This window comes from Caulobacter sp. ALps2, assembly GCF_058681635.1.
In genome coordinates this window covers 2591521-2611726 of sequence record NZ_CM178743.1, presented here as the reverse complement: position 1 = coordinate 2611726, position 20206 = coordinate 2591521, and the positions used below count along the sequence as shown (strand labels likewise).

Annotated in this window: 22 protein-coding genes and 2 pseudogenes; 13 read left to right on the top strand and 11 right to left on the bottom strand. The window is 68.4% G+C overall.

Annotated features, from left to right (window positions below; translation table 11 throughout):
- Positions 1-88: 88 nt before the first annotated feature.
- The 6 genes and pseudogenes from ACW173_RS12450 to prmC form a co-directional block, all read right to left on the bottom strand.
- Positions 89-679: a DUF4893 domain-containing protein gene (locus ACW173_RS12450; protein WP_492085780.1), complete on the bottom strand. Its 591-nt coding sequence runs from the start codon at positions 677-679 to the stop codon at positions 89-91.
- A gap of 151 nt (positions 680-830) precedes the next feature.
- On the bottom strand, positions 831-1241 hold the full coding sequence (locus ACW173_RS12445) for a response regulator (protein ID WP_492085778.1): 411 nt from the start codon (positions 1239-1241) through the stop codon (positions 831-833).
- Positions 1186-2265, bottom strand: a complete 1080-nt coding sequence (locus tag ACW173_RS12440; protein ID WP_492085774.1) for a sensor histidine kinase — start codon at positions 2263-2265, stop codon at positions 1186-1188. The genes ACW173_RS12445 and ACW173_RS12440 overlap by 56 nt, the downstream gene beginning before the upstream one ends.
- Before the next feature lie 168 nt (positions 2266-2433).
- A complete protein-coding gene (locus ACW173_RS12435; RefSeq protein ID WP_492085773.1) occupies positions 2434-3609 on the bottom strand; it encodes a DUF4167 domain-containing protein in 1176 nt (391 codons plus the stop codon).
- Between the two features lie 4 nt (positions 3610-3613).
- Positions 3614-3792: pseudogene (locus ACW173_RS12430) on the bottom strand (hypothetical protein); the annotation flags it as partial.
- Positions 3793-3865: 73 nt separating this feature from the next.
- On the bottom strand, positions 3866-4735 hold the full coding sequence (gene prmC, locus ACW173_RS12425; protein WP_492085771.1) for a peptide chain release factor N(5)-glutamine methyltransferase: 870 nt from the start codon (positions 4733-4735) through the stop codon (positions 3866-3868).
- Between the two features lie 82 nt (positions 4736-4817).
- On the opposite strand from prmC, the gene ACW173_RS12420 reads away from it, so the two are divergent.
- Positions 4818-5072: a type II toxin-antitoxin system ParD family antitoxin gene (locus tag ACW173_RS12420; RefSeq protein ID WP_492085985.1), complete on the top strand. Its 255-nt coding sequence runs from the start codon at positions 4818-4820 to the stop codon at positions 5070-5072.
- Positions 5069-5362: a type II toxin-antitoxin system RelE/ParE family toxin gene (locus ACW173_RS12415; RefSeq protein WP_492085769.1), complete on the top strand. Its 294-nt coding sequence runs from the start codon at positions 5069-5071 to the stop codon at positions 5360-5362. Before ACW173_RS12420 ends, ACW173_RS12415 begins: the two co-directional genes overlap by 4 nt.
- Here ACW173_RS12415 and ACW173_RS12410 read toward each other — a convergent pair.
- On the bottom strand, positions 5354-6115 hold the full coding sequence (locus tag ACW173_RS12410) for an MOSC domain-containing protein (RefSeq protein ID WP_492085984.1): 762 nt from the start codon (positions 6113-6115) through the stop codon (positions 5354-5356). The genes ACW173_RS12415 and ACW173_RS12410 overlap by 9 nt on opposite strands.
- Before the next feature lie 92 nt (positions 6116-6207).
- Between ACW173_RS12410 and ACW173_RS12405 the strand changes: the two genes are divergently transcribed.
- From ACW173_RS12405 to ACW173_RS12390, 4 genes and pseudogenes are all read left to right on the top strand, one after another.
- Complete coding sequence (locus tag ACW173_RS12405; RefSeq protein ID WP_492085767.1) at positions 6208-7419, top strand: YihY/virulence factor BrkB family protein; 1212 nt, start codon at positions 6208-6210, stop codon at positions 7417-7419.
- Positions 7420-7504: 85 nt separating this feature from the next.
- On the top strand, positions 7505-8032 hold the full coding sequence (locus tag ACW173_RS12400; RefSeq protein ID WP_492085765.1) for a GNAT family N-acetyltransferase: 528 nt from the start codon (positions 7505-7507) through the stop codon (positions 8030-8032).
- A 94-nt stretch (positions 8033-8126) separates the two neighbouring features.
- Positions 8127-8894 carry a DUF3108 domain-containing protein gene (locus tag ACW173_RS12395; protein WP_492085763.1) on the top strand — a complete coding sequence of 256 codons (768 nt, stop codon included), beginning with the start codon at positions 8127-8129 and terminating at the stop codon, positions 8892-8894.
- A 68-nt stretch (positions 8895-8962) separates the two neighbouring features.
- Positions 8963-9046: pseudogene (locus tag ACW173_RS12390) on the top strand (hypothetical protein); the annotation flags it as partial.
- 14 nt (positions 9047-9060) lie between these two features.
- Here the strand turns inward: ACW173_RS12390 and ACW173_RS12385 are convergent.
- Entirely contained in the window at positions 9061-10443 is a 1383-nt protein-coding gene (locus tag ACW173_RS12385; protein WP_492085761.1) for an aminotransferase-like domain-containing protein, read from the bottom strand.
- Between the two features lie 96 nt (positions 10444-10539).
- On the opposite strand from ACW173_RS12385, the gene ACW173_RS12380 reads away from it, so the two are divergent.
- Both ACW173_RS12380 and ACW173_RS12375 read left to right on the top strand, forming a co-directional pair.
- Positions 10540-11205: a LysE family translocator gene (locus ACW173_RS12380; protein WP_492085759.1), complete on the top strand. Its 666-nt coding sequence runs from the start codon at positions 10540-10542 to the stop codon at positions 11203-11205.
- A 96-nt stretch (positions 11206-11301) separates the two neighbouring features.
- Positions 11302-11775 (top strand): molybdopterin-binding protein, encoded by a 474-nt coding sequence (locus ACW173_RS12375; protein ID WP_492085757.1) that lies wholly within the window; start codon positions 11302-11304, stop codon positions 11773-11775.
- Between the two features lie 4 nt (positions 11776-11779).
- Here ACW173_RS12375 and ACW173_RS12370 read toward each other — a convergent pair whose 3' ends face one another.
- Complete coding sequence (locus ACW173_RS12370) at positions 11780-12316, bottom strand: DUF1993 domain-containing protein (protein WP_492085755.1); 537 nt, start codon at positions 12314-12316, stop codon at positions 11780-11782.
- Positions 12317-12573: 257 nt separating this feature from the next.
- Here ACW173_RS12370 and prfA point away from each other — a divergent pair, with 257 nt between their 5' ends.
- The 3 genes from prfA to ACW173_RS12355 are packed head-to-tail and all read left to right on the top strand — an operon-like array spanning position 12574 to position 15170.
- Complete coding sequence (gene prfA, locus ACW173_RS12365) at positions 12574-13644, top strand: peptide chain release factor 1 (protein WP_492085753.1); 1071 nt, start codon at positions 12574-12576, stop codon at positions 13642-13644.
- Positions 13645-13647: 3 nt separating this feature from the next.
- The gene (locus ACW173_RS12360; protein ID WP_492085751.1) at positions 13648-14412 is read left to right on the top strand and encodes a pseudouridine synthase; all 765 of its coding nucleotides are present in this window, start codon (positions 13648-13650) and stop codon (positions 14410-14412) included.
- A gap of 56 nt (positions 14413-14468) precedes the next feature.
- Positions 14469-15170 carry a class I SAM-dependent methyltransferase gene (locus ACW173_RS12355; protein ID WP_492085749.1) on the top strand — a complete coding sequence of 234 codons (702 nt, stop codon included), beginning with the start codon at positions 14469-14471 and terminating at the stop codon, positions 15168-15170.
- Between the two features lie 58 nt (positions 15171-15228).
- On the opposite strand, the gene katG is transcribed toward ACW173_RS12355, so the two are convergent.
- Positions 15229-17463: a catalase/peroxidase HPI gene (gene katG / locus ACW173_RS12350; protein WP_492085748.1), complete on the bottom strand. Its 2235-nt coding sequence runs from the start codon at positions 17461-17463 to the stop codon at positions 15229-15231.
- A 203-nt stretch (positions 17464-17666) separates the two neighbouring features.
- On the opposite strand from katG, the gene ACW173_RS12345 reads away from it, so the two are divergent.
- Positions 17667-18479, top strand: coding sequence for a dioxygenase family protein (locus ACW173_RS12345; RefSeq protein WP_492085746.1), 813 nt, complete (start codon positions 17667-17669; stop codon positions 18477-18479).
- A gap of 91 nt (positions 18480-18570) precedes the next feature.
- Positions 18571-18999 carry a helix-turn-helix domain-containing protein gene (locus ACW173_RS12340; protein ID WP_492085744.1) on the top strand — a complete coding sequence of 143 codons (429 nt, stop codon included), beginning with the start codon at positions 18571-18573 and terminating at the stop codon, positions 18997-18999.
- A 3-nt stretch (positions 19000-19002) separates the two neighbouring features.
- On the opposite strand, the gene ispG is transcribed toward ACW173_RS12340, so the two are convergent.
- Positions 19003-20142, bottom strand: a complete 1140-nt coding sequence (ispG, locus tag ACW173_RS12335) for a flavodoxin-dependent (E)-4-hydroxy-3-methylbut-2-enyl-diphosphate synthase (protein WP_492085743.1) — start codon at positions 20140-20142, stop codon at positions 19003-19005.
- Between the last annotated feature and the right edge of the window lie 64 nt (positions 20143-20206).

Sequence of the window (20206 nt, the reverse complement as noted above, 5' to 3'; positions counted from 1 at the left end):
CTCGGCGGATGTTTCCAATTCGACACAAGCTTATCGGCGGCCGATCCAAACGACGCAACCAGCAGCGCTTCGCCTTACCGGATTGTCATCAGCGTCGAAGCTCCAGGATATCGAGCTTCGACTCCTGCTTGGGCCACGGCAGGGCCAGGCGGTACTGGCCCGCCCCCACGCGTTCGAACACGCCCACCTGGTCGCGGTCGGGATCGCGGCCGTAGCGGGCGCGGCCTTCGCCGGTTCCCCAGGACACCGCGCCGAGAAACACCAGGCGCCGGGACACCTCCGGATAGAGGGCGCCGGCCTGGCGTTGCGAGCCGGTGGTCTTCTCCAGGATCAGGTCGCCGCCGGGGGTCAGCTCGACCCGGCAGCAGAACCAGCCATACGCGATATAGGACGGCCCGCCGCCCGGCGAGCCCAGCTTGATCGCGCGGCAGCGGTATTGGCCTGGGGTCGGCCGCGGGCGAGCCAGGGAGACGCGAGGATCGGCCAGCGCGCCCAAGGCCCGCAGCGCCCGGCCGTGGCCATCGGCGCGCGCCTGCGACAGAGCCGCGTCCCAGGCCTCGTCCAGCCGCTCCAGCCTGCGGATGTCGGCTCGCTTGGCGTCGGCGCGCCAGTCGGCGGAGGCGGCCTGGGCGGAACCGGCGGCGAGAAGGGACAGGACGAAGGCGGCGGCGATATGCATGGGCGGCTCCTGAACTTCGCGGTCAGGGGTAACGCGAGCGCATGGCGAGAGTTCGGCCCCACGCCATTCGATTTTGACGCCGCTCAGCACGATCGGGGTCTTCACACGCCCGGAAGCGAGAACACGTCGCGGTCCAGGCCCGGCCGACGCCTCACGATTTTGAACGCAGTCCTTCGATCAGGCGGGTCAGGCGGACCGGATCGATGGGTTTGGACAGCACCGGCGCGTCGCGGAGGTCGGGACGCACGCCCTGCTCGCCATAACCGGTGACAAAGGCGAATGGCACGCCGCGCTGGCGCAGGATTTCCGCCGCCGGAAACGACGTCTCGCCATCGCCCAGGTTCACGTCCAGCAGGGCGAAGTCGAAGACCTCGGTCTCCGCGGCCCGCACGGCCTCGGTGGCGGACGCGGCCGGGCCGACGATCCGGCAGCCCAGGTCGCCCAGCAGGTCCTCGACCAGCATGGCCACGAACAGTTCGTCCTCGACGACGAGGATGCGTAGAGGATCAGGCCGCGCCGCGGATGAAACGGTTCGACTCGCCGGTCCGAGAGAGCTGCGCATCGATCTCGCAGACGACGCCCCCTGACGGATAGTCGAGGCGGACCTCGCCCCCGAGTTCGCGGGCCAGGCCGCCGGTAATGAGGCGGGTGCCGAAGCCTTGGCGTCTCGGCGTGCTGACTGGCGGCCCATCGGTTTCCTCCCACCTCAATTGCAGGCGCTGGCCGGGGTCGCTCTTGGTCCGCCGCCAGGTGAGCCGCACCCGGCCTTCCGCGTTGGAGAGCGCGCCGTACTTGGCCGCGTTGGTCATCAGTTCGTGTAAGGCCATCGACAGGGCCAGGGCCGCCTTGGGCGCGAGGCGCACGGCCGGACCATCCACCAGGAAACGTTCCGTATCGCCGTGCGCGGCCACGACCGATTCGACGACATCGACCAGCTCCGCTCCGTCCCAGCTCTCACGGGTGAGGATGTCGTGGCCGCGCGCCAGGGCCAGCAGGCGGCGGGTCAGGCTGTCGCGGGCGTCTTCCATGTCCTCGGCGTTGCGCAGGGTCTGGCCCGCGACCGATTGCACCGTGGCCAGGGTGTTTTTCACCCGGTGGTTCAGCTCGTTGATCATCAGGCGCTGCAATTCCTCGGCGCGCCGGCGATCGGTGACGTCGCGCATGACGCCGGTGAAGAAGCGCTTGTCGTGGTCCCACCACTCGGCGATCGATAGCTCCAGCGGAAAGGTCGCGCCATCGCTGCGCAGGCCGCTCACCTCGCGACCTATGCCGATGATCCGCCGCTCCCCGGTCTCGCGATAGCGCGACAGATAACCGTCGTGCTCGCCGTGATAGGGTTCGGGCATCAGTCGGTTGACGTTCTGGCCGACCATCTCGGCGGCCTTGTAGCCAAACAGGCGCTCGGCGGCGGGATTGAACGCCTCCACCTTGCCACGCTCGTCGATCACGACGATGGCGTCGACGGCCGTGTCGACGATCGCGCGGTAACGCGCGTCGACCACCGCCGCCTTGGTTGAACGCTTGGCGACCGCCCGCTGACCGCGGGTGGATTTGTCGCCTGGGGTAAGCTTACGCGCTTCGGCCATTGTTCGGCTCCGTCCCCGTCGGGTAACAGACCCTATCGCCGAAGTTGCTGACTCGCCAAGGCTTCCCGTGTGGCTAGCGATCGGGACCCATTGCCGCACCGCGCGACGCCAAAAGAAAAGGGAGCCGCTTTCGCGACTCCCTTGATCCCCTCACCGCTCGCGAGCGGATCAGGCGTCTTCGGATTCCGAACCGGCCGGAGCGCCCTCGCCCGCCTCGAAGCTGCGCGGCGCGCGGCGACGACGGGGCTTCTTGACCTCTTCGCCACCTTCGGCGGCGGGAGCCTCCACGGGCGCTTCGGCGACGGGCGCCTCGACGGTCCGCGCGGCGCGGGTCGACTTGCGGCCCAGGAAGGCCGGCGCTTCACTGACGGCGCCGTCCTGGCCGCGCAGCACCGGCGAGCTTTCGCTGGCCGAGGCGTCGGAGGTCGGCAGCGGCGAGGCTTCCGGTTCGATCACGGCCAGCGGGTCACGCTCGCCGCGCGGCTGCCAGTCACGGTCGCGGTTGCGATCGCGGTCACGGCCGCGACGACGACCTTCGCGGCCCTCGCCCCCATCACGCGCTTCCGTGGCCTGCGGTTGGTTTTCACCCTCGGCGGCGGCCGGGCGATCTTCACGCGGACGGTCATCCCGGGGACGGTCGTCACGGTCGCGGAAGCGGTCTTCGCGAGGACGGTCATCACGGGGGCGGTCGTCGCGCGGGCGATCGTCACGGGGACGATCATCCCGGGGACGATCATCGCGGGGGCGGTCGTCACGGTTGCGGTCGCGGTCGTCGCGGTCGCGCCAACGGTCGCGGCGGCCTTCGCCCTGGTTGTTGTCGCGCGGACGATCGTCGCGGCTGCGATCACGGTCGCGGTTGTTGTCGAAGTTGCGGTCGCGATCGCGGTTACGGTCACGATCACGGCTTTCGAAGCGGTCACGACGTTGTTCGCCGCCTTCACCGCCCTCGCCGCCTTCGCCCTGGCCTTCCGGCTGAGCGGGGGTCTCGGCGACTTCCGGCTCTTCGGGCGGCTCGGCCTCGAAGTCGATCTCGTAGGCCGCGTAGACGTCCTTGCCGACGATGTCGCTGACCGGACGATTCGGCTGGATGGCGCGCAGGACGCGGAAATAGTGCTCGGCGTGCTGCAGATAGTTCTCGGCCAGCACCCGGTCGCCGGACGACGTCGCGTCGCGGGCCAGCTGCTGGTACTTTTCATAGACGCTCTGAGCCGCGCCACGAACCTTGACCCCTTCGGGCCCGTTCGAATCGAAAGCGCGGTTGGCGTTGTGCTGTTGAGGCTTGCCGCCGCTGCCACCGCGATTGTTGCGGCCGCGCTGACGCTTCATGCCTTTGAAATCTCTCATGGTCTCTCTGAACCTGTCCGGAGGTCAGTCTTGCGCTGGCGCGTCCGGCCTTGCTGGTCTCTGAGCGGGTCGAACCCTGTTGAGTTTCAGAGACACTGGTTTCCGTAGAGCCCCCGCCCTGTCTTCGGGCGCGGCGACCGGCGAACCGGGCGCGCCTGCCAGGGGAGCCTCACATTCGTTCAACGCCTAGGCGTCATGAACGTCTGCTTTTCCCGTCACCTGGCGATCTGGAAGGGGACATGACTCGTCTAGCGGTTCACGCCCCGGTTTCCAAGGGATTTTTCACCCCCGTGACAACGCGGTCGTGCGTCGACAGGTCCTTGATCGTCTTGACCTGCTGGGCGCCGGCCTCACGGAACAGCGCCTCGACGTCCTTGGACTGGTCGAAGCCGATCTCGACCGCGAACATCCCGGCCGGTTTCAGCACCCGCAGGATCTCCGGCGCCAGCAGGCGATAGGCGTCCAGGCCGTCGGCCCCGCCGTCCAGGGCCAGGCGCGGTTCGTGGTCGCGAACCTCCGGCTCCAGGGTGTCGATGACGGCCGTCGGGATGTAGGGCGGGTTGGAGACCACGAGGTCGAAGCCCGCGTCGCCCAGGCCGGCCGTCCAGTCGCCGTGCAGGAAGGCCGCGCGGGTGTTGAGGTCCAGGCTGGCGGCGTTGTCCTTGGCCACGGCCAGGGCGTCGGCGGAAGCATCGACGCCCAGGCCCTTGGCCGCCGGCCGCTCGGCCAGCACCGCCAGAAGGATGGTGCCCGAGCCCACGCCCAGGTCCAGCATCGAAAAGCCCATCTGCTCGGGGAAGGCCTTCAGCACCTCGTCGACGATGACCTCGGTCTCGGGACGCGGGGTGAGGACGTTCTTGTTCACCTGCAGCAGGATCTTCCAGAAGCCCTTGCGGCCGATGATGTGGCTGACCGGCTCGCGGCGCGCGCGGCGGGACAGGTAGTCCTCGAGGGTCGCCTCCTGCTCGGCCGTCAGCTCCCGGTATGGATCGGTGACGATCTCGGTGCGGGAGACGTTGGCGGCCACCTCCAGCATCAGGCGCGCGTCGATGGAGGGCTGATCGATGCCGGCGTCCTTCAGACGATCCTTGGCGGCGGTCCAGGCTTTGACGAGGGTCAGGGTCATGGGCGGGGTTTAGCGTGTTGGATTGGCGGAGGCGAGATTGAAAGCGGTACCAGATTTTGGTACTTTGCCCGCATTGGAGAGACTGATGAGCAAGAACACCTCGATCGTGCTCAGCGAGCACTTTCAATCCTTCATCGACGGCCAAATCTCGGAAGGGCGTTACGGCTCGGCAAGCGAGGTTGTTCGAGCGGGTCTGCGGTTACTCGAAAACCACGAGACAAAGCTCGCCATGCTCAAGGCTGCCGTAAAGGAGGGCCTAGAAAGCGGGAAGCCAGAGCCGTTTGATGTCGAGACCTTTCTCGCTGAGGTGAATGCGGAATACGACGCGAAGTCGTGACCCGATACGAACTAACTTCGCTCGCGCGTTTCGACATGCGCGAAATCTGGACCTACGCCGTCCAGCAATGGGGACGACGCACCGCCGATCGATACATTCGCGACCTGACTGCCGCGTTCGAAGCCATTGCTCGCGATCCATATCGAGGGATCGCTACGGAATGGATCGAGGAGACCTGTCGCAAACAGATCTTCCGATCACACGTCATTTTCTACACCGTGTCGGACAGCGGCATACTCGTCGCTCGCATCCTCCACCAGCAAATGGACGCCTCAAGCCGTCTAGGCTAGCGCCACCCCATCCCCCTCGGCCACCGCACCGCCCTGCGTCACGTTCACATAGATTCCGCAGAACATGTGGCCGTAGGTGTCGAACAGCGCCTTCACCAGCTCGACATCCCGCTCGGCCGTCGTCGGATCCACGTGGGTGGCGGCGCAGCGGACGATGGGTTTGAGGACTTCGGTGGTCGCGCCGCCGAGGGTCAGGGTCTTGCCGGTCCAGTCGTTCTCGGCCCAGGCCGGCCAGCCCTCGACATAGAGGTTGGCGCGGAAGCGTAGCGGATCAAGGCGCATGCCCAGGCGGTCCCCGAGATCCCGCACGCTGGCCAGGTTGACGATCGAGACATAGCCCGAGCGACTGTCCATGAACCGGTGCGCGCCCGGTCCTTCGATCACCTTCAGCGGCCCCTTGATCTCGCCGTCCAGCAGATCGGCCAGCCAACCTTCCAGGCCCGCCCTTCCTACCTCGGTGCGCAGGTCGCCGGCGAAGTCCGGACGCCCGTCGGCCGTGGCGCGCAACACGCCAGTGACCTCGTCATAGGCCGTGCGGGCCTTGGCGACGGCCGGGATCTTGGCCAGCACCGTGAACTTCATCTTCGAGACGTGGCCCGGCGCCTCGGGGTCGAAACCGCTGGGCCCGTCCTCGACGGCGTAGAGCCGGTCGCACGGAAAACACGCCCCCGCCTCCAGCGTGGCGGCGGTCAGCCGCTCGGGCGTGAAGCCCTTCACGGGATGGCGGTAAATCGAGGCGATCCGAGCGTCCATGGGCCGGAACATTGTGGACGACTCAGCCCATGGCAAGGCTTGAGGGGAACAGAGCGCGGCCAACCGGGTTTTGCTGGCCTGGAGGGCGTTTCATGGCTGACGCTTCGCCGCGTCCGATCCTCGAATGGCTGAAGTCGCGTCCGTACCATCTGACGCCCTGGATCGTGCTGCTGGCTGTCGCGCCGTTCGCCTTTCCCAAGAAGCCAGCGGAGGAACATATCGATGCGCCGCCGGGCCTGTCGGAGGACCGCGCCATGCCGCCCGCCGACTTCGACCAGGCCGAGCCGCGCCGGGGCCGCGCCGCCCGCCACCCCGGCCACATTCCGCTTCTGGGCTGGCGCGACATCCTCTGGCGCACCTGGCGCGAGATCAGCGTCGACCGCCTGCCGGCCGTGGCCGGGGGCGTGACCTTCTACACCCTGCTGGCCCTGTTCCCGGCCATCGGCGCCTTCGTGTCGTTATACGGCCTGTTCGCCGACGTGCGGACAGTCGAGGAGCAACTGCGCGAGATGCGCGGCGTGTTCCCGCCCAGCGTGGTCCAGATCGTGGGCGAGCAGATGCTGCGGCTGGCCAATCAGGGCCAGACCAAGCTGGGCGTGGCCTTCGGTTTCTCCCTGCTGCTGTCGATCTGGAGCGCCAACGCCAGCATGCGGGCGCTCTTCGACGGGCTGAACATCGCCTATGACGAGGAGGAAAAGCGCCATCTGGTGCCGCGGACCCTGCTCAGCTACCTCTTCACCTTCTGCGCCCTGCTTTATGCGGCTGTCGCCTCGGGCGTGCTGATTGTCACGCCGGTGCTGCTGGAAGCCGCGCGCCTGTCGGCCCTGGACGCGATCTGGGGGCCGATCCGCTGGCTGATCGTGCTGGCCATGACGGCCCTGGCCTTCGCCGTGCTCTACCGCTTCGCCCCCAGCCGGTCTCAGGCGCGATGGCGGTGGGTGTGGATCGGCGCGGCCGGCGCCGCGACCGGATGGCTGGCCGGCTCGCTGGTGTTCTCGGTCTATGTCAACCGCATCGCTCATTACGACGCCACCTACGGCCCGCTGGGCGCGGTGATCGCCTTCATGGTCTGGGTGTGGTTCTCGATCATGGCCATCCTGGTCGGGGCCGAGCTGAACGCCGAGATCGAGCACCAGACCGCCGTCGACTCCACCACCGGTCCCGAACGCCCGATGGGCGCGCGCGGCGCGGCCATGGCCGACACGGTGGGCCTGGCCTTCCATCCGTGGGAGATGATCAAGCGCGAAGCGGGCATGGTCCGCCGGGTGACCGGCGGCGCGTGGAAGAAGGTGCGAGGGCGCTGAACATTGTTCGGCTTGACCCCCGGAATCGGGTTGTTGCGCCGCCGCCGCGTTCCTAGCTTCCGACCTTCGCCGTCGGGGACCGTCCATGCCGCTGCTTTCGCCGTACCAAGACCACGAACTGGCCGACCTGGCCGTACTGGTGAACTCGGCCTATCGCGGCGAGCTGGCCGAACAGGGCTGGACCAGCGAGAGCTATCTGCTGGGCGGCCAGCGCACCGACGAGGACAGCCTGCGCGCCGACCTCGCCGACAGTCCCGGTTCGACCCTGCTGACCCTGCGCGACGCCGAGGGCGACAAGCCCCATGCCTGCGTCTGGCTCCAGCCTGGCGAGGACGACGCCTGGTACGTCGGCATGGTCACCGTCTCGCCCCCGCGCCAGGCCGGCGGCATCGGCCGCACGATGCTGGAGGCCGCCGAGGCCTACGCCAAGGACCGTGGCGGCAAGCGCATGACCATGACCGTCATCTCGGTGCGCGACACGCTGATCGCCTGGTACGAACGCCGCGGCTACCGCCTGACCGGCGACACCGAACCCTTTCCCTATGGCGACGAACGCTTCGGCGTGCCCCAGCGCGACGACCTGCACTTCGTGATCATGGAAAAGGCGCTGTAGAATCCTTCACCGGGTTTGGGAGATTACCGAAGCTTAAGTAGCGCCGCCTCCCCGCCGCCCCTCACATGCCCCATCCAATCTCCAGGGGCCCACCATGTCGCTCATCCTTCGCGCGGTCGCCGGCGTCGCGCTCGCCCTGTCCCTCGCCGCCTCGGCCCAAGCCGCCGTCACGCCCGTGCCGGTCGGCGAGCCCCTGGCGCGGTTCGACAAGCTCAAGCCCGCCACCCACCGCTACCTGCGCTACAAGCAGGTCGGCGAGACGATCCAGCCGCTGGACGTCTGGACCCGCGAGATCCGCATCGAGCCCGACAAGGCCGGGGTGAAGCGCCTGCACATCGTCCAGCACTGGGACGGGGCGACGGCGGGCGCGGTCAAGACACTGGACAGCTGGTTCGAGCTGAACACCTTCCGCCCGTTCACCCACGAGCGCCGCACCACCAAGGACGGCCAGACCAAGATCGAGGGCTTCGACTTCAAGTCCGACCGGATCGTCGGCCTGAAGGACCTGGAGGGCAACAGCCAGGCCGCCTATGACGTCGCCTCAGCCCAGCCGACCTTCAATTTCGAGACCGACATGGAGTTCCTCCAGGCCCTGCCGCTGGCGGCCGGCTACGAGGCCCAGATCGTCTTCCACCATCCGGGCGGCGGCCCGCCGGCGCCGTACGTGTTCAAGGTGACGGGCAGCGAAGTCCTGACCAGCTCGGCCGGCGGCAAGATCGACTGCTGGGTGGTGACCACCGACTACAACCGCCCGGAGATGAAGCCCACGACCTTCTGGATCGCCAAGGACAGCCAAGTGGTGATCAAGAACGTCGCCACCGCGCCGGACGGAGCTGTGTGGGTGAAGACGTTGCTGTGGTGAGCTGCTGAACCACCACAACCAACCCTCCACAACCAACCCCGTCATCCCGCGCTTTATGCGCGGGACCCATGGTTCAGCTTGCAAGAGAGAGCGAAGGTCCGCATCGCACCCGCGGCGGACAAATGGGTCCCGCGCATAAAGCGCGGGATGACGGTAAGGGTTGTAGCTAGATCACCGCCCGCGAGCGCTCCGCCACTTCGCTCGACAGTGAACTCGCCACGATCTCCAGGGCGCGCCGCAGGGACGGTCGGTCGACCGCCGCGCCTAGGCACAGGCGCACGCCGCTCTCCAGGCCCGGCTCGACCACCGGGGCGTCCGGCGGGGTGACCTCGACGCCGCCGCGCAAGGCGCGGCCGGCCATGCGTTCGGCGGCCAGTTCGCCCATCGGCAGCCAGACGTGCGGGGCCTTGTCCGAATGCGGGGTCTCGATCGCGCCGCCCAGGATCTCGCGGGCCATGTTCAGCCGCGCGACGGCCTCCTTGCGGACCTCGACGGCGATGGCGTCGGCCGAGCCGTCCTCGATCCACTGGGTCGCCACCAGGCCGCCGAAGCCGGGCGGGGCGTAGGTCAGGGCCCGCACCGCATCCAGCACCCGGTCGAAGGCCTCGTCGCTGGGCGCCACGAGAAAGCCGGCGCGCAGGCCCGGCCCCAGGATCTTCGACACGCCCGAGACGTGGAAGGTCCGCTCGGGGGCCAGCAGGGCGAACGGCGGCGGCGCCTCGGGGGCGTAGATGCCGTAGATGTCGTCCTCGACGATGGTCAGGTCGTACTTGCGGGCCAGGGCGGCGATAGCATGGCGACGCGCGGCGCTCATGATCCGTCCGGTCGGGTTCTGCAGGGTCGGAATGGTCGACAGCACCCGCGCGCCGGTCGCCTTGATCGCCGCCTCCAGGGCGTCGGGGTCCAGTCCCTCGCCGTCCATGGCCACGCCCTTGAGCCGCAGGCCGTTGTGGGCCGCGAGCGCCTTGACGCCGTTATAGGTCGAGGCCTCGCACAGCACCGTGTCGCCGGCCCGCGCGACCGAGCCGATCGCCAGGGCCAGGCCCTGCTGGGCGCCGGCGCAGCAGATCAGCCGCCGCCAGTCGATGGTCTCGTAGCTGCTGGTCCGCGCCAGCCAGGCCGCCCCGGCCCGGCGCTGGACCTCGTGGCCGGCCGGCGGGGCGTAGGCCAGGTGCTCCAGCAGATCGGGCCGCTTGCGCATGCGCGCCAGGGCTTCGGTCAGGCGCGAGGCGGCCGGCGCGGCCGTGGCGATGTTCTGCGCCAGGTTGATCGGACCGGCGCGCTCATAGGGGCGATGTTCGGTCGGGGCGTTGACGAAGCTGCCGCGGCCAACATGGGCGCTGACCAGCCCGGCCTTCTCGGCCTCGACATAGGCCCGCGTCACGGTGCCCAGGCCCACGCCCAGGCGGTAGGCCAGGTCGCGCTGCGGCGGCAGGCGCATCCCGGCGGCCAACTGGCCCGAGGCGATATCGGCGCGCAGCACCCCCACCAGCCGCTCATAGAGCGGGCCGCCGCCGTCGGGGATGCTTGGCGTCCAGGCCGAGACCAAGGGTCGCCTCCTTTATTGTCATCATTACAATATGCAATTTGACTCACGATACAATGGAAATCATCACGATGACATTCCTGATCCTTGGAGGTCGTGATGACTCCCGAATTGCTGCTCGCTTACGTTCTGTTCTGTTTCGCCACGGCCGGTACGCCGGGCCCCAACAACATGCTGCTGCTGGCGTCGGGCGCGAATTTCGGCTTCCGCGGGACGGTGCTGCACATCCTGGGGATCAGCGCGGGACTGGGCTTCATGGTGCTGGCGATGGGCCTTGGCCTGGGCGGCGTGTTCCGGAGCTATCCGGTGCTGCACGAGATCCTGCGCTGGGTCGGGGCGGCCTATATGCTGTGGCTGGCCTGGAAGATCGGGACCTCCAGCGCGGTCAGTGACAAGTCGCTGGCCAAGCCCATGACATTCCTGCAGGCGGCGGCATTCCAATGGGTCAATCCCAAGGCCTGGGCCATGGCGCTGGGCGCGGTGACGACCTATGCGCCGGAAGGCTCGGGCTGGACGATCGTGCCGCTGCTGGCCGGGACCTTCATGATGATCGGCGCGCCGTGCAGCGCCGCCTGGGCGGGGTTTGGGCAGGGGCTGCGGCCGTTCCTGGACCGGCCGGCGGTGCTGCGGACGTTCAATGTGACGATGGCGGTGCTGCTGGTGGCGTCGCTGTATCCGCTGATCGTGGATCACAAGGCGAGGCCGGTGAGCCTGGAGGCGCTGGCCAGCGTGCCGGCCCCGCCGATGCCGCGGTCGCGGGGGTGAGGCCGTCGCGCCCCCTCCGTCACGGCGCGTATCCGCGGCGAGACGGAGGGGCGCCAAGCGCTTATTAGGGTAGCGATCTTACCCGAGGATTACACCATGCGCCCGCTGCTCGCCCTCGCCGCCGCCGCCCTGCTCGCCACCAGCGCGGCGGCGCAGGATCTGAAGGTCACCGTCGCCGGTCGCGACAGCGTGGTGCTGACGCCCAAAGACCTCGCCGCCCTGCCCCGCGCCAAGGCGACGATCAAGGTCAAGGGCGCCGACGTCGTCTATGAGGGCGTGCGCCTGGACGCCGTGCTAGCCCAGGCGGGCGTGGTGCACGGCGAGCGATTGATGGGCCGGTTCCTGAACCAGGTGGTCATCGCCCGCGCCGCCGACGGCTTCTTCAGCGTGCTGTCCCTGGCCGAGACCGACCCGGTCTATCGCGCCAATCCGGTCGTGGTCGCCGACACCGTGGGCGGCCACAAGCTGGACGACCGCGAAGGCCCCTATCGCCTTGTCGTCGATGGCGACCTGCGTCCATCGCGAGCGCCGCGCCAGCTGACCTCGATCGAGGTCAAGCCGGCGTTCTGAAGCCCTAGGCCGCCACCGCCTTCACCCGTTCCGGGCCGATGCCCAGGAAGTCGCGCTTGCCCAGCGGGACGCCCTGGTTGCGCAGGATGTCGTAGGCGGTGACGACGTGGAACTGGAAGTTCGGGATCACGAACTCCAACAGGTAGTCGAGGCCGGAGAAGCCCAGGGTGATCGACGGGCCGGCCGGCACCGTGATCTCGCGCTCGGCCGCCCCCTCGAAGGCCGAGGCCGGGACGCTTTCGATGAAGGCCAGGGTCTTGGCGACGCGCTCTTGCAGCTGGGCGAAGGTCGTCTCGTCGTCGGCCATCGACGGGGCGTCGACGGCGGCCAGACGGGCGATGGCGCCCTTGGCGCTGTCGGAGGCGCGCTGGATCTGGCCGCTCAGCGGCAGCATGTCCTCGAACAGGCGGGCGGTGACATAGGCGTCCGGGTTCGCGCCCGAGGCCTCGGCATGCGCCTTGGCCTTGTCGAGCAGGGCCGACAGCGTCTTGAGGCCGCGCGCGGACGTGGTCACGGCGACGTGCTGGATGGAAACGGACATGGGAATTTCCTCGCTAGCTCCGGCCCCTCCGGCCGAGCTGCCTAGCGAGTTAGACACGCTTATGAGCGTTTTCAATAAGGACTGATGACAATTCCTGTCAGCAGTCGCGTTCGGGATCCAGGCGGCGGGAATGGCCAGGCCGTGGCTAATGGCGAAGCCTAACGCTCTCCGAAACGGGTTTCGTCCGCATCCATTCCCTTCGAACCGGAAAGGTTCTAGAGAGACCGACCCGTTCCCCCAGCTTTGCGACCACACCCTTGCGACTGCCCCAGGCCCGCCTCGACCAGGTTCTCGACCGCTTCCGCGAAGTGGAGGCGCGCATGGGCGCGGCCACCGACGGGACCGAGATCGTCAAGCTCTCCAAGGAGCACGCCGAGCTGCGCCCGGTCGCCGAGGCCGTCGAGCGCCTGGCCAAGCTGAGCGCCGAGCGCGCCGAGCTGGACGTCATGGCCGCCGATCCCGAGATGGCCGAGATGGTCAAGGACGAGATCCAGGCCCTGGACGAGAAGCTGCCGGCCCTCGAACACGACCTCGCCTTGATGCTGGCCCCCAAGGACAAGGACGAGAACGCGTCCGCCATTCTCGAAGTCCGGGCTGGCACGGGCGGCGACGAGGCGGCCCTGTTCGCCGGCGACCTGTTCCGCATGTACCAGCGCTACGCCACCCTGCGGGGCTGGCGCGTCGAGATCGACAGCATCTCGGAAGGCGAAATGGGCGGCTACAAGGAAATCGTCGCCTCGATCACCGGCGACGGCGTGTTCGGCCGGCTGAAGTTCGAGAGCGGCGTGCACCGCGTGCAGCGCGTGCCGGCCACCGAAGCCCAGGGCCGCATCCACACCTCGGCCGCCACGGTCGCGGTGCTGCCCGAGGCCGAGGACGTCGAGATCGACATCAAGGAAAGCGACCTGCGGATCGACACCTACCGCTCGTCGGGCGCCGGCGGCCAGCACGTCAACAAGACCGATTCCGCCGTGCGCATCACCCACTTGCCGACCGGCGTGGTCGTGACCTCGTCGGAAAAGTCGCAGCACCAGAACCGCGCCCGGGCCATGAAGAACCTGAAGGCGCGCCTGTACGACATGCAGCGCGAGGCCCTGGACAGCGCCCGCTCCGAGGCCCGCAAGAGCCAGGTCGGCAGCGGCGACCGCTCCGAACGCATCCGCACCTACAACTTCCCGCAGGGCCGGGTGACCGACCACCGGATCAACCTGACCCTCTACAACCTGGCCCGGATCATCGAGGGCGACAGCCTGGATGACGTGATCAACCCGCTGATCGCCGAGGACCAGGCCGAGCGTCTGGCCAGCCTGGAAGAAAGCTTCGGCTAAGCCATGACCTGGACCCGGACCTACGACGAGGACGAGCCCCAGCGGGTCAACAAGTGGCTGGCCCAAAGCGGCGTCTGCTCGCGCCGCGAGGCCGAAGCCCTGATCGCCCACGGCCTGGTCTCGATCGACGGCGAGGTCGTGGAAGATGTCGGCCGCAAGATCCTGCCGGGCCAGACCCTGGTCCTGGCCGACCGCGCGACGGCGCAGCTGGAATCGACCTTCACCTACATGATCCACAAGCCGGTGGGCGTGGTGTCGGCCCAGCCGGACCCCGGCCAGGTCCCGGCCGCGCGTCTGTTGACCCGGCAGAACATCTGGGGCGGCGTGCCCGCGCCAATCCCGCAGTCGGGCGACCTGCTGCCGCCGATCGGCCGCCTGGACAAGGACTCGCGCGGCCTGCTGCTGCTGTCCCAGGACGGCGTGGTGGCCAAGGCCGTGATCGGCCCGCGGTCGGACCTCGAGAAGGAATACCGCGTCGCCGTGATGGGCGAGCTGACCGAAGAGAAGCTCGAACTCCTGCGCTTCGGCCTGGAGCTGGACGGGAGAGAGCTCCGCCCCGCCGACGTCGAGGTCATCTCCGACCAGCGCCTGCGCATCGTCCTGCGCGAAGGCCGCAACCGCCAGATCCGCCGCATGTGCGAGCTGGTCGAGCTGAAAGTCGTGGACCTGTTCCGAGTGCGGATCGGTCCGCTGACCCTGGGCGAGATGCCCGAGGGGCGCTGGCGGCCACTGACGAGTGAAGAGCGGGCGGCGTTGATCGCGGGCTGAGGAGGCATCAAACGGCCATAGGTAGCGCGCACCGAATTTGCCGTTATATTATAACAATGAGCCAGCCCACGCCCTCCGCCCCGACCAACTTCTTCAATCAGGACATGGCCGACGCCTACGACCGTCGGAACAGCGCCCTGGCCCCGATCTCCGACAATCTGCATTTCCTGATGCGGCTGGTTCTGGCCGACCTGCCCGCCGAGGCGCGGGTGCTATGTGTCGGGGTCGGGACCGGCGCCGAGATCCTGTCCCTGGCCAAGGCGTATCCGGGCTGGTCATTCGTCGGCGTCGATCCGTCCGAGGAGATGCTGGCCGTGGGACGACACCGGCTCGAACAGGCCGGGGTGCTGCGGCGTTGCGAGCTTATCCAGGGCTATGTCCAGGACGCCCCCGCCGAGGGCTTCGACGCCGTGGTCAGCCTGCTGGTCGCGCACTTCATCAAGAGCGAAGACCGAGGCGCTTTCTACGCCGCCATCCATGACCGCCTGAAACCCGGAGGCCGCTTCGTCAGCGCGGAAATCAGCGGCGACCTGGACGCCCCAGAGTTCTCTGAAATGCTGGAAGACTGGAAGCGGATCCAGACCCTGATGGGCGCGACGCCGGAGTCGCTGGCCAAGTTGGGCGGCATGATGCGGGACGTGCTGGGGGTTGTGCCCCCAGCGGAGACGGAAACCTTGTGGCGGGCCGCCGGCTTCCGCCAGCCGATCCCGTTCTTCCAGGCCTTCATGATCCGAGGCTGGCACGCTGTGAGGCCTTGATTGAAAAAGGGCGGCCGCCTCACGGCAGCCGCCCTCGTCCTTCGGCCGGGGCCGAGGGCTAGTTCAGGTCGAGACGACCGGCGTTCATGACCTTGGTCCAGGCCGCCACGAAGTCCTTCACGAACTTGTCCTGCGAGTCCGCGCAGCCATAGACCTCGGCGAAGGCCCGCAGTTCGGCGTGGGAGCCGAAGATCAGGTCGACGCGGCTGGCGGTCCAGCGGGCCTCGCTGCTCTTGCGGTCGTGACCGGCGAAGGCGTTGACCGCCGTCGGGCTCCAGGTCGTGCCCATGCCGAGCAGGTTGACGAAGAAGTCGGTCGTCAGCACGCCCGGACGGTCGGTGAACACGCCAGCCTTGGAGCCGCCGCTGTTGGCGCCCAGCACCCGCAGGCCGCCGACCAGCACGGTCAGCTCCGGCGCCGACAGGCCCAGGAGCTGGGCGCGGTCGACGAGGGCCTCTTCGGGGGCCATGAACTGAGTCCCCTCCTTGCGATAGTTGCGGAAGCCGTCCGAGATCGGCTCCAGCGGCTCGAACGACTCCGCGTCGGTCTGCTCGGCCGTGGCGTCGGTGCGGCCCGGCGAGAACGGGACCTCGATGGCGCTGCCGGCGTCCCGGGCGGCCTTCTCGACCGCGGCCGAGCCGGCCAGCACGATCAGGTCGGCCAGCGAGACCTTCTTGCCGCCCGAGGCCGAGCCGTTGAAGTCCGCCTGGACGCCTTCCAGCGTCGACAGCACCTTGGCCAGCACCGGCGGATCGTTGACCGCCCAATCCTTCTGCGGGGCCAGACGAACGCGCGCGCCGTTGGCGCCGCCGCGCTTGTCGGACTGGCGGTAGGTCGAGGCCGAGGCCCAGGCCGCCGAGACCAGCTCCGAAACCGACAGGCCCGAGGCCAGGATCTTGTCCTTCAGCGCCTTGACGTCGCCGGCGTCCACCAGCGGGTGGTCCACGGCCGGGACCGGGTCCTGCCAGATCAGCTCTTCCTTGGGGACCAGCGGGCCCAGATAGCGGCCGATCGGCCCCATGTCGCGGTGGGTCAGCTTGAACCAGGCGCGGGCGAAGGCGTCGGCGAACTGGTCCGGGTTCTCCAGGAACCGGCGCGAGATCTTCTCGTATTCGGGGTCGAAGCGCAGGGCCAGGTCCGAGGTCAGCATGCGCGGGCGCTGCGTCTTGGACGGGTCGAAGGCGTGCGGGATGTCGGCCGGCGCGTCCTTGGCTTCCCACTGGTGGGCGCCGCCGGGGCTCTTGGTCAGTTCCCACTCGAACTTGAAGAGGTTCTCGAAGAAGTGGTTGCTCCACCGGGTCGGCGTCTGGGACCAGGTGACTTCCAGGCCCGAGGTGATGGCGTCGGCGCCCAGGCCGGTACCGTGCTTGCTATGCCAGCCCAGGCCGCCGTGCTCGATCTCGCCGCCTTCCGGCTCTGGACCGACGAACGAGGGATCGCCCGCGCCATGGGTCTTGCCGAAGGTGTGGCCGCCGGCGATCAGGGCGACGGTTTCCTCGTCGTTCATGGCCATGCGGGCGAAGGTGGCGCGGATGTCGTGCGCCGAGGCCAGCGGGTCGGGATTGCCGTTCGGGCCTTCCGGATTGACGTAGATCAGGCCCATCTGCACCGCGCCCAGCGCCGGATGCAACTGGCGCTCGCCGCTGTAGCGCTCGTCGCCCAGCCACGAACCCTCGGGGCCCCAGTAGAGCTCCTCGGGCTCCCACTGGTCGGCGCGGCCGCCGCCGAAGCCGAACGTCTTGAAGCCCATCGACTCGAGCGCGACGTTGCCGACCAGCACATACAGGTCGGCCCACGACAGCTTGGCGCCGTACTTTTGCTTGATCGGCCACAGCAGGCGGCGCGCCTTGTCCAGGTTGGCGTTGTCTGGCCAGCTGTTCAGCGGCGCGAAACGCTGTTGCCCGCCGCCCGCGCCGCCGCGACCATCGCTGGTGCGATAGGTGCCGGCGCTGTGCCAGGCCAGGCGGATGAACAGGCCGCCATAGTGTCCGAAGTCGGCGGGCCACCAGTCCTGGCTGTCGGTCTGCAGCGCGTGCAGGTCGGCGATCACCGCATCGAGATCCAGGCTCTTGAAGGCCTCGGCGTAGTCGAACGCCTCACCCATCGGATTGGAGCGTGGCGAGTGCTGGTTCAGCCCCTCGAGACGCAGATTTTCCGGCCACCAGTCCCGGTTGCCTCTGCCGCCACGACCGCGTCCCATGGGGCATTGGCCCTGGACATTATCTTCGACCTTCGCATCCATCGTCGTTTCCTCCGCTTTGGCTTGGAACCCAGCGCCGTCCCCGATGAGCATCAGCCTCCTCATCGCGCCATAGGTACAATTGATTGTTCCTATCTTGGCCATAGACGCGGCCATTGACGTCCCATCGGCTATCCGCCGTCGGATCTTTTCGATCACGCCCCCTTTCCGTTCGCGACCGGCCGGAAACGAACCCCGCCCTCGCGGCGCCACGACCGCGCGGCATCTCCTGGCGGACGACAACGACGGGAATGACCATGGCCGACCTTCATCGACGCGGACTGCTGGCGCTGGGCCTCGTGGCCGGTACGGGAACGACCGCGACGGCGGCGCCGCGTCTCGATCCCGGCCCCCAGCTGACGCCCGCGGTCACCGAGGGCCCCTACTACCTGGCCGGCGCGCCGACGCGGATCGACATCGCCGAGGGCCTGCCGGGGGTGGCGGTCGAGCTGCGCTTCCATGTGTTCGACGAACTTGGAGCACCCCTGCCCGGCGCGCGGGTCGATGTCTGGCACTGTGACGCGCAGGGCCGCTATTCCGGGTTCGGCGACGCGCCCGGCCGCGAGCCCGAGGCGGCCCTGAAGGCGGCGCGGTTCCTGCGCGGCGCGCAGCCCGTCGACGAGGGCGGCGCGGCGACGTTCCGCACCGTCTATCCGGGCTGGTACGAGGGCCGCACCACCCACATCCACTACAAGGTCTGGCTGGGCCAGCGGACCTTGCTGACCTCGCAGGTCTTCCTGCCCGACGCGCTGAACGAGTTCCTCTATGTCCAGGCCGCCGACTACAAGCGTGGGCGCACGCGCGACACGCTCAACAGCAACGACTTCATCGCCAAGCAGGGCGGCGAGGCGACCTTCGCCGCCGTGGCCGAGGGCGCGGAGCGTTTCCGGGTCGATTTCGACGTGGTCGTGGACCGCGACGCCCGGCCACGGGCCGAGGGCTTCAGGGGACCGCCGCCCGGCGGCTTCGGCGACGGCCCGCCTCCAGGTCCCCCGCCCGGCGGAGGCCCCGGTCGTCGTGAGGCGCTCACCGGCGAGGCCCGTGTAGCGGCCCTGCTACCGAAAGCCTGACTCCCGCGCGGCTTGATACACTGCCGTTACAGAACCGCCCCAGTTGCACCGCGGCATTTTGGTTCTCTCCGGCGTGTACGGAGAAACCAAAATGCCCAAAGACACCGCCAGGGAGACTGAAGGACGCCGCCCCAACCCGATCGACCTGCATGTCGGCGCTCAGGTGCGGATGCGGCGCAAGGTGCTGGGCGTCGCCCAGGATCAGCTGGCCGACGACCTGGGCCTGACCTTCCAACAGGTGCAGAAATACGAGCGCGGCGAGAACCGGATCAGCGCGTCCAAGCTCTACCAGATCGCGACGCTGCTGAAGACCGACATCGGCTTCTTCTTTGACGGCCTACCTGATCCGGCCGAGGCCGCGGGGCCCGGAAGCGCGGGACACGAGGCCGACCGCACGGTGCGGACCTTCCTGCACACGTCCGAAGGCCTGCAACTGGCCACGCTTTTCCCCCGCATCGGCGCCAGCCGGGTACGCCGACAGCTGGTCGACCTGGTGCGGGTGATGGCGGACGGGGCCTAGGGCCTACTCCGCCGCCAGGGCCTTGGCGTCCTCGGCCGCGCGGATCTCGGCGGCCTTCTTCTCGACCAGCTCGACGATGTGGTCGATCATGCCGTCGTTGGACTGTTTGTGGTCGGGCTTGCCGGCCATGTAGACCATGCCCGCCCCGGCGCCGCCGCCGGTGAAGCCGATATCGGTCATCAGCGCCTCGCCCGGGCCGTTGACCACGCAGCCGATGATCGACAGCGACATCGGCTGCGAGATATGGGCCAGCCGCGCCTCGAGCGCTTCCACGGTCTTGATGACGTCATAGCCCTGCCGCGCGCACGACGGGCAGGCGATGATGTTGACGCCGCGGTGGCGCAGGCCCAGCGACTTCAGGATGTCGAAGCCGACCTTGATCTCCTCGACGGGATCGGCGGCCAGCGAGACCCGGATGGTGTCGCCGATGCCGGCCCACAGCATCGAGCCGATGCCGATCGACGACTTCACCGTGCCGGTGCGCAGCGCCCCGGCCTCGGTCACGCCCAGGTGCAACGGACAGTCGATGGCCTCGGCCAGCTGGTAATAGGCCGCCACGGTCATGAACGGATCGGACGCCTTCACCGAGATCTTGAACTCGTGGAAGTCGTGGTCCTGCAGGATGCGGGCGTGGTTCAGGGCGCTCTCGACCATGGCGTCGGGACACGGCTCGCCGTACTTCTCCAGCAGTTCGCGCTCCAGCGAGCCGGCGTTGACGCCGATGCGCATCGAGCATCCGTGGTCGCGGGCGGCCTGGATCACGTCACGCACGCGGTCGGGGCTGCCGATATTGCCCGGATTGATCCGCAGGCAGGCCGCGCCCGCCTGGGCCGCCTCGATGCCGCGCTTGTAGTGGAAGTGGATGTCGGCCACGAGCGGGACCTTGGCCTCGCGGGCGATGGTCTTGAACGCGGCCGTGCTCTCGACGTCGGGGCAGCTGACCCGGACGATGTCGGCCCCGGCCTCTTCCAGCTGACGGATCTGCTCCAGCGTCGCGGCCGCGTCGCTGGTCAGGGTGTTGGTCATCGACTGGACGGTGATCGGCGCGTCGCCGCCCACCTCGACATTGCCGACGCGGATCTTGCGCGATTGCCGGCGCGTGATCATGCGCCAGGGACGGACGTGCGTGTGGTCTGCGGCCATGGTGGTAATTTAGAGGGTGTTGGGGCGGAACTGAAGGGCTCTCACCCATCCTTCTCCCCTTGCG